The organism is Streptomyces sp. NPDC127100 (assembly GCF_042724095.1).
In the GTDB taxonomy this organism is placed as follows: Bacteria; Actinomycetota; Actinomycetes; order Streptomycetales; family Streptomycetaceae; genus Streptomyces.
Genome location: NZ_JBHXFL010000087.1, coordinates 1 through 9,559 on the forward strand (window position 1 = coordinate 1; position 9,559 = coordinate 9,559).

Sequence of the window (9,559 nt, forward strand, 5' to 3'; positions counted from 1 at the left end):
AGGACATAGGTGCGCACATTCGCGATCGGCCGGCCGATCGGCGGCACCACCACACCCGACAACGCATCACTCAACGTCGCACAGACCGTCGTCTCCGTCGGCCCATAGGCGTTGACCATCCGCCGGCCAACCGACCAACGCCCGACCGTGTCAGGGTCACAGGCCTCGCCACCCACCACAACCGTCACCGACTCCGGGACCCGTGCCACATCCAGCACACCCAGCGCCGAAGGCGGCACCATGCAATACGTCACATCCGCCTCGGACAGCACACGCGCAAGAGCGGCACCCGGGGCCAGCTCCTGCACATCCGCCACCACCAGCGCCGCCCCCGACAGCAACGCCAGACTCCAGTCCCACGTGGCCGCATCGAAACTCGGAGAGGCGAACTGCAACACACGACTACCCGGACCCACACCAAGACGAGGCCCCGAAGCCTGCACCAGACTCACCAGACCGGCATGCGTCACCACCACACCCTTGGGCACACCCGTCGACCCCGAGGTATAGATGACATAGGCAGGATGCGCCGGCTCAGGCCCGTCCGCAGCCAGAACCGTTGGATCTACGCCAGCCAACTCGGCCTGAACAGCCGGGTTGTCGAGCCGCACCACAGGTGTGCCGTGCTCCCACAGATGCGTCGTCGACGCGTCCGTCACCACCAGCGCCGGGCGCGCGTCCCGGACCATGAAACGGATCCGGTCCACCGGATAACCAGTATCGACGGGCAGATACGCCGCCCCCGCCTTCCACACCGCGAGAACCGCCACCACCAGCTCCGGCGACCGCGGCAACGCAAGCGCCACCAACTGCTCCGGCCCCACACCCCGGTCCACCAACAACCGCGCCAGCCGGTTCGCCCGCGCATCCAACTCACCGTACGAAAACACGGTGCTGCCGTCCCCCGACACCACCGCCACCGCATCCGGCGCCTCAGCCACCCTGCCCGCAAACACGGCCGGCGCCGTACCCGCCCGCGCCTCCCCCACCGGACCGGCACCCCACACACCGATCACACGCTCCCGCTCACCAGCGGAAAGCAACTCCACCGACCCGACCCGCTCCCCCGCATCCCCAGCCACCGCCGTCAGGATCCGCACAAGGCGATCGAGGAGCGCGTCCGCGTCCGGGCGGGTGATGCTGTCGTCGCGGTAGTCGAGGCGCAGCCGCAGTTCGGGGCCGGGGACGACGACGAGGTTCAGCGGGTAGTGGGCGCCGTCGTAACCCGTGGCTCCGGTGACGCGCAGACCGCCGGCGTCGTCGGCGGCCTGCCCGGTGCGGTCGGCCAGGTAGTTCTCGAAGGCGACGACAGTGTCGAACAGATTGCCCGTACCGGAGGCCCGCTGGATCTCCGTCAGGGACAGGTGCTGGTGCGGCAGCAAGGCCCCCTGTTCGGACTGGACACGCACAGCCAGATCGGCCCACGTGTCCTCCGCCCCCAATCGGACCCGGACCGGCACCGTGTTGATGAACAGGCCGATCATGCTCTCGACACCCGGAATCTCGGGCGACCGCCCCGACACCACGGCACCGAACACCACATCGTCCTGACCGGTCATCCGGCCGAGGAGCACACCCCACGCGCACTGCACCAGCGTGTTGAGGGTCACGCCGGCCCGGCGGGCCTGGGCATCGAGGGCCGCCGTGGTCTCCGCGTCCAAGTGGGACACCAGCCGCTCGGGCAGAGGCGCGGGCCCCGGGTCCGCCGGGGATGCGGCCGCCGCCGCATACGTCGGTTCGGCTCCCGCCATCGCCCGGGTCCAGGCGTCGAGTGCCGCCGTGCGGTCGCGCTCCACGAGCCAGGTCAGGTAGTCGCGGTAGGGCGTCGGCCTGGGCAGGGAGGAGTCGTCGCCACCGGCTGCGTACAGCCGGTACAGAGCGAGGAGTTCCTTGATGTGGAGGGTCGACGACCAGCCGTCCGTGAGGATGTGGTGCTGGGTGATGGCCAGGCAATGGCGGTCTTCGCCCAGGCGCACCAGTGCGAACCGCATGAGCGGCGGCTGTGCGAGGTCGAATCGCCGCGCCCGCTCCTTGCGGAGGAAGTCGTCCAGCGCGGCGTCGGCGTCGGCGCTTGCACGCAGGTCGACTTCCTGCCACGGAAGTCGCGTTCCGTTCTCGATGATCTGCACCGGTCGGTCCAGGCCCTCGTGATGGAATGCCGCTCTCAGGTTGGGGTGGCGCTCCAGCATGCGCTGTGCTGCCGCCTCCAGGGCCTTGCCGTCCACGAATCCGTCGAGACGCAGCGCCATCTGGACCGTGTAGACATCGAGGGCGTCGGGTTCCGCACTGTCGGCGAGGGCGTGGAAGAGCATCCCTTCCTGGAGCGGGGAAAGAGGCCAGACGTCAACGAGTCCCGGGTGTCGCTGCTCGAGTTGGACGATCTGGTGGTGGGTGAGGTCGACGAGGTCGAGATCGCTGGGGGTCCTGCCCGCGGGCTCGGGGCCTTCGGCGTGCGTGCGGAGTGCGGCGAGAGCCACCAGCCAGGCGTCGGCGAGGTCCTGGACACGGTCACGGGCGAAGCGGTCCTCGGGCCACTTGAAGGTGGCGCTCAGCTCGGAGCCGTCCGCGGAGTCCACGGTGACGGCATTGATCATCAACGGGTTCGGGGCCTGCATACGCGGGTCCAGACCGCCGAGCGACGGGTTGCCGGGGACCTGCTGCCAGTCCGCGGCCGTGGTGTCGGCGCCGGGGGCGGGCACGGTGAACCGGCCGAGGTAGTTGAAGGCGACCTGGGGGCTGGAAAGCCCGGCGAGGAGGGGGGCCGTCTCCGGGTTGAGGTGGCGCAGCAGTCCGTAGGCGAATCCGTTGTCGGGGACGGCGCGCAACTGCTCCTTGACCTGTTGCAGCGCACGTCCGACCGCGGGCCCGCCGGTGCGCAGGTCGGCGGCCGGTACCGCGCCGGGGTCGAGGCGGACCGGTGCCATGCTGGTGAACCAGCCGACGGTACGGGCGGTGTCGGTCCCGGCGAGGTCGTCCTGGCGGCCGTGTCCCTCCAGGTCGATGAGGGTGGCGGTGTGGCGGGGATCGTCGCGCCAGGCAGCGAGGGCGACGGCGAGCCCGGTCAGGAGCACTTCGTTGGAGGTGGAGTGCAGCGCGGCGGGCACGCGGGTCAGCAGCGCCTCGGTGAGTTCGGCCGGGACGGTGACGCGCAGCGAGTCCAGCGTGTCGGCGGTGTCGGGTGCGGAACGGTCGTCCGCGTCCTGCCCGAGACATGGTTCGGGTGGGGAGAGCATCTCGGTCCACTGCGGCAGCGACGCGGTGAACCGGGGCTCACCGGCCAGCTCCGTGAGCCTGCGGGCCCACTGCCGGAACGACGTGCCGACCGGAGCCGGCTCGGGGGCCCGCCCCGCGAGTACGGCCTTCCCCGCGACGGCGAGGTCCGGCAGCAGGATCCGCCATGAGACGCCGTCCACGACCAGGTGGTGGATCGTCAGAAGCAGCCGGCCCGGTTCCTCCGGCCCGTTGTCGAACCAGACGGCCTGCAGCATGACCCCGTTGTCCGGGGCGAGCCGTCCTCGTGCCTGTTCCGCGTGGTGTGCGAGGAGTTCACGCCGTCGCTCGTCGTCGAGACCGGCAGTCACCACCTGGGTGAGGTGCGGCTCGACCGGCACCGCACCGGCCGGCGGGACGTGGAGCACCCGGTCGGCGTCGGTGCCGTCCCGCCGGACGAGGCGGGCCCTCAGCATGTCGTGGTGATCGACGAGCGCCTGCAGTACGTCGCCGAGCTCCGCGCGGCCGATGCCGGCGGGCACCTGTACGAGGACCGACTGGTGGAAGGCGTCGATGGGGTGGCCGGGTTCGAGGAGCCAGTGCATGACGGGCGTCAGCGGCACCTCGCCCACTCCGGCGCGATCGGCGTCGGTGTCCTCTCCGCCGTCCCCGCCGTTGGCGCTGGCACCACCGATCGGCCGGGCCCTGCGGGCCAGTGCCTCGGGTGTCTGGTGCTGGAAGACGTCGCGGGGTGTGAGGTCGAGGCCGTGTTCGCGGGCGCGGCTGACGAGGACGATGGAGCTGATGCTGTCGCCGCCCAGGGCGAAGAAGCCGTCGTCGACGCCGACGCGGTCGGGGTCGAGGCCGAGGACGTCGGCGAAGAGGGCGGTGAGGGTCTTCTCCGTCGCGGTGCCCGGGGCGCGGGTGGGAGCGGCGCGGGTGAGGTCGGGTGCGGGCAGCGCCCTGTGGTCCAGCTTCCCGTGGGCGCTCAGGGGCAGCGTCTCCAGGAGCACCACGGCCGTGGGCACCATGTACTCCGGCAGCCGTGCGCCGACGGCCTTCCTCACCTGAGCGACGTCGACGGGCCCGTCGGCCACGATGTAGCCGACCAGGCGCCGGTCGCCGGGCCGGTCCTCACGGATGACGGCGGCGGCGGTCGCGACACCGGGGCAGGCCGTCAACGCGGCGTCGACCTCGCCGAGTTCGATGCGGAATCCGCGCAGTTTCACCTGGTGGTCCGCGCGGCCCAGGAACTGCAGCGTGCCGTCCCGGTTCCACCGCACCAAGTCCCCGGTGCGGTACATGCGGGACCCGGCGGGGCCGTAGGGATCGGCGACGAACCGCTCCGCGGTCAGCCCCGGCCGGTTCAGATAGCCACGCGCGACACCGGCCCCGGCCACGTACAACTCACCGGGCACCCCGGGCGGCACGGGAGACAGACCCTCGTCCAGGACATAGGTCCGCACGTTCGCGATCGGCCGGCCGATCGGCGGCACCACCGCACCCGACAGCGCCTCGCTCAGCGTCGCGCACACCGTGATCTCCGTCGGCCCGTACGCGTTGAACATCTTCCGCCCTGCGGACCAGCGTTCCACGATCTCCGGACCGCAGGCCTCACCGCCGACGATCAGCGTCAGGGTGCCCGGCAGACTCGCCTCGGACAGCACCCGCAGCACCGACGGCACCAGTGTGCAGTGCGTGATCTCCTCGTCACGGAGCAGATCGAGGAGATCGGGCCCGGGCGTGAGCCGGTCCGCGTCGGCGAGCACCAGCGTGCCGCCCGTCAGCAGGGCAGTGAAGAACTCCGAGGCGGCGGCGTCGAAGCTGGGCGACAGGAACTGCAGCACCCGGGAGCCGACACCGATCCCCCACTGCTCGCTCTGCGCGAGCGCGAAGTTGGCGAGGCCTCGGTGGGGGACGGTGACGCCCTTGGGGGTGCCGGTCGAGCCCGAGGTGTAGATGACGTACGCCGGGTGCGCGGGGTCCAGGGCTCCGACCCGGTCGGCGTCGGTGAGGTCGGACGCCTCCAGGCCCGCGAGGTGCTTCCGGACCGCGGGGTCGTCGAGGACGATGACTGCTGCGCCGTCCTGATCCGGCAGGAGTTCACCGGCGCTGGAGTGGGCGAGGACGAGGCTTGGCCGGGCGTCCTCCAGCATGAAGCGGATGCGGTCGCCCGGATAGGTGGTATCGAGTGGCAGATAGGCGGCGCCCGCTTTGAGCACGGCGATCAGGGCGGTGATCAGGTCCGGGGACCGGTGGAGGGCGAGGGCGACGATGTGTTCGGGGCCTACGCCCTGTTCGACCAGGAGCCGGGCCAGGCGGTTGGCGCGGGCGTTGAGGTCCGCGTACAGGACATCGACGCCGCCGGCGCTGAGCGCGCTCGCGTCGGGTACCGCGACCGCGCGCTCCTGGAACAGCTCCACGGCGGTACCGGCCAGATCAGTCGTGGCCGTGTCGTTCCACTCTTCCAGTACTTGGCGTCGCTCGTCGTCCGACAGCAGGTCGTACGAGCCCACGCGTCGCTCCGGGTCGGCGACGGCGCTCCTGAGCACGCGGAGGAACCGCTCGGCCATGGCTGTGACCGTGCCGTGGTCGAACAGGTCGGTGCGGTAGGAGATCACGCCACTGATCCCGGCGCCGCCGTCGTCGTCGTGATGTTCGGCGAGACTGACGGACAGGTCCATCCGGGCGGACTGGGAGCGGACGGCCTGAGGGGTGGCTTTCAGCTCCCCGCCGAACTCCGGTGTCGTGCGGGGGGTGTTGTTGAGGGCGAGCATGACCTGGAAGAGGGGGTGGTGGGCCAGGGACCGCGCGGGGTTGAGTGCTTCGACCAGGCTTTCGAAGGGCACGTCCTGGTGGGCGTAGGCGTTGAGGTCCGTCTCGCGGACCCGGTCCAGGAGTTCGGCGAAGGTGGGGTCGCCGGACAGGTCGGTGCGCAGGACGAGGGTGTTGACGAAGAAGCCGACCAGGTCGTCCAGTTCCTCCTCGCCACGGCCGGCGACCGGCGTGCCGATGGGGATGTCGGACCCGGCGCCGAGGCGGTGCAGTAGCACGCTCACAGCGGCCTGCAGCACCATGAACACCGTCGTCTGCCGCGACCGCGCCAGGCCGCTCAGGGCCTGGTGCAGCTCGGTGTCGATCCGCACCGGCACTGAACCGCCGTCGGCCCCGGCCTGTTCCGGGTACGGACGGTCGGTCGGCAGCTCGATGCGCTCAGGCAACCCGGCCAGAGCCTGCTTCCAGTAGGCAAGCTGGGTGGACAGCAGGCTGTCGGGGTCGGTCTCGTCGCCGAGGAGTTCGTGTTGCCACAGGGCGTAGTCGGCGTACTGCACGGGCAAGGGTTCCCATGCCGGGGGGCCGCCTGCGCAACGGGCGGTGTAGGCGGTGCTGAGGTCGCGGGCCAGGGGGCCCATCGACCAGCCGTCTCCGGCGATGTGGTGGATCACCAGGACCAGTACGTGCTCGTCCGCGGCATCGTCGACGTCGAACAGGGTCGCGCGGAGCGGCAGCTCGGTCGCGAGGTCGAAGGGATGGCGCACGGCGCGGTCCACCGCATCGGCCAGTTCCGCCTCGGTGACCGTTTCGACACTCACTTCGGGCTCTGCCTCGGCAGCCGGACGGATGTCCTGGTACGGCTGGCCGTCGTTGTCCGGGAAGACCGTGCGCAGGGCTTCGTGGCGGGTGACCACGTCGTTCAGCGCGGCAAGTAACGCCTTCGTGTCCAGGGCGCCGGACAGACGCAGCACCACAGGCACGTTGTACGTCGCGCTGGGTCCCTCGAGCCGATACAGGAACCACAACCGACGCTGCGCGAACGACAACGGCACCATAGTCTCTTCGCGTTCCCCTCATGTCATGGCAGTGGTTCTGGCGCTGGTCTGTCCCGCGCGATGTGCATCCGGATCCGGAAACGTTTTCAGGTCACCCGGACATGGCCACCAGGACACGGCGCGGTCCGGTGTACGGGCGGCGGCCGTGCGCCACGGCCACGTTGTCGATCAGCAGCAGATCGCCGTCGTGCCAGTCCACGTCCACGGCCGCGGCCAGACCGTTGTCACGTACGTGCGCCACGTACTCGTCGGGAATGGGCGTGCCGTCGGCGAACGTCACCGACTGCGGCAGCTCGTCCTCCGGCAGCAGTTCGGAGAGCATCGTCGCGGTGTCGGCATCGAGACCGGCGAGGTGCCACTGGTCGAACTGGTTGAACCAGACCTCGCTGCCGGTGACCGGATGCCGCACGGTGGCCGGGCGCAGCTGAGTGATGCGGATGCCGCCGTCCGCCTTCCACTCCCAGGTGACATCGGCGTCCGCGAGGTGCGCCTCGACCTCGTCCCTGTCGGAGGTCTCGAACGTGTCCATCCAGCTCCTGCCGAAGCCGGCCCCGCTGTGCAGGTTCTGCGAGTAGCGGATGCCCTTGCTGAACGCCGCCCTGACGTCCTCGTCGAGGGAGTTCAGCCACACCGTGCAGTCGACCACCGGCGTCGCGCCCCCGGTGACCGGCTGGCGCTCGCAGTAGAAGGCGAGCCGGGACGGCCACCGGCTGGCATAGGACAGCTCGTTGTGCATCGAGATGGTGAACTCGGCCGGGTACTCGGTCGAGGTGTACACGTTGCTGCCGACCTTGGTGCGGGGCGAGTTGCCGTGCACATAGGCGAGGCGGTTCGGCAGGAGCAGATCGAGCGCCGAGCCGACCTGCTCCTGGGACGTGCCGAAGCCGCGGAAGACGAGGGCCTTCTTCGCGAGGAGAAGTTCGGCCGTCTTCGCCGTGTCGTTGATCGCCGTCAGCAGACCCTCATGGTTCGGCGCCACCCCCGCGGTGTCCGGCGTCACCACATGGGGCGTCCAGTCACTCGACTCACTCACGCCACTTCTCCTCTGTTCCTTGTGACTTCCGGCGCCATGGATGTCCCGCTGTCCGGGCGTCCGACTGCCCGCCGCCGGTCGGACCCCGCTCATGTGGTCCCGCGCGACCGCGGCCGCAGCTTGGGCCTGGCCCTGCCCGGGCTCCTGAGGCTCTCGGCCAGCTCCGCCACCGTCGGCTTGGTGAAGACCGTCCGCAGGTCGACCTCTGCGCCGACGACGGTTCGGATGCGGCCGATGAGGCGTGTGGCGAGCAGGGAGTGCCCGCCGAGGGCGAAGAAGTTGTCGTCGACGCCGACCGACTCCAGGCCGAGGACCTCGGCGAAGAGGCCGGCGAGCGCCTCCTCGCGGCTGTTGCGCGGAGCCCTGGTGGGGGTGGTGGTGCGGGTGTAGTCGGGTGCGGGGAGTGCCTTGCGGTCCAGTTTCCCGTTGGGTGTCAGTGGCAGTGCGTCCAGGGTGACGACGGCCGAGGGCACCATGTGTTCGGGCAGTGTGAGCCTCAGCTGGTCCCACACGTTTCTCTGGTCGAGGTCCGTGCCGTCCTCGGGCACCACGTATCCCACGAGCCGGTGGTCGGTGGGCCGGTCCTCGCGGATCACGACGGCGGCGCCGGCGACGGCGGGGCAGGCGGTCAGCGCGGCTTCGACCTCGCCGAGTTCGATGCGGAATCCGCGCAGCTTCACTTGGTCGTCGGTGCGGCCCAGGTAGCGCAGGGTGCCGTCGTTGTTCCAGGAGGCGAGGTCGCCGGTGCGGTACATGCGGGATCCGGCGGGGCCGTAGGGGTCGGCGACGAACCGTTCCGCGGTCAGTGCCGGCCGGTTCAGGTAGCCGCGGGCGAGTCCTGCCCCCGCGAGGTACAGCTCACCGGCCACGCCCGGCACGACCGGACGCAGCTCGGCATCCAGCACGTACACCCGTGTGTTCGAGATCGGACGGCCGATCGACGGAGCGACCTGGGGGTCGCTGTCCGCGGTGCACGGGTGGTACGTGACGTCGACTGTCGCCTCCGTCGGCCCGTACAGGTTGTGGAGTTCCGCCGCGGGCAGCACGGAGTGGCAACGCGTCACCAGATGAGCGTGCAGCGCCTCGCCACTGCAGAACACCCGCCGCAGGGACACGCAGCGACCGGCCGACGGTTCGCTCAGGAACGCGTCGAGCATCGACGGCACGAAGTGCGCCGTGGTGACGCTCTCGCTCTCCACGAGTCCGGCCAGGTACCGGGCGTCCTTGTGCCCGTCGGGCTTCGCCAGGACCAGGGACGCGCCCTGCAGCAGCGGCCAGAAGAACTCCCAGACGGAGACGTCGAATCCAGCCGGTGTCTTCTGGAGCACCCGGTCGTCGGCCCCGAGCCCGTACTCGGCCTGCATCCAGCGCAACCGGTTCACCACTCCGGAGTGGGGGACGGTGACGCCCTTGGGTGTGCCGGTGGAGCCGGATGTGTAGATGACGTAGGCGGGGTGGGCGGGGTCGGGTGTGGTGTGCGGGTTGG

The 9,559-nt window shown here is 70.4% G+C and carries 3 protein-coding genes; all 3 read right to left on the reverse strand.

The window, feature by feature from the left end:
* The coding region (locus ACFWJB_RS35065; protein ID WP_386927344.1) for an amino acid adenylation domain-containing protein at nucleotides 1-7,040 on the reverse strand (7,040 nt) is incomplete at its 3' end.
* A 91-nt stretch (nucleotides 7,041-7,131) separates the two neighbouring features.
* Nucleotides 7,132-8,073, reverse strand: coding sequence for a TauD/TfdA family dioxygenase (locus tag ACFWJB_RS35070; protein ID WP_385472574.1), 942 nt, complete (start codon nucleotides 8,071-8,073; stop codon nucleotides 7,132-7,134).
* Nucleotides 8,074-8,162: 89 nt separating this feature from the next.
* Nucleotides 8,163-9,559, reverse strand: a 1,397-nt coding sequence (locus ACFWJB_RS35075; protein ID WP_386927346.1) for an amino acid adenylation domain-containing protein, incomplete at its 5' end; no start/stop codon positions are given.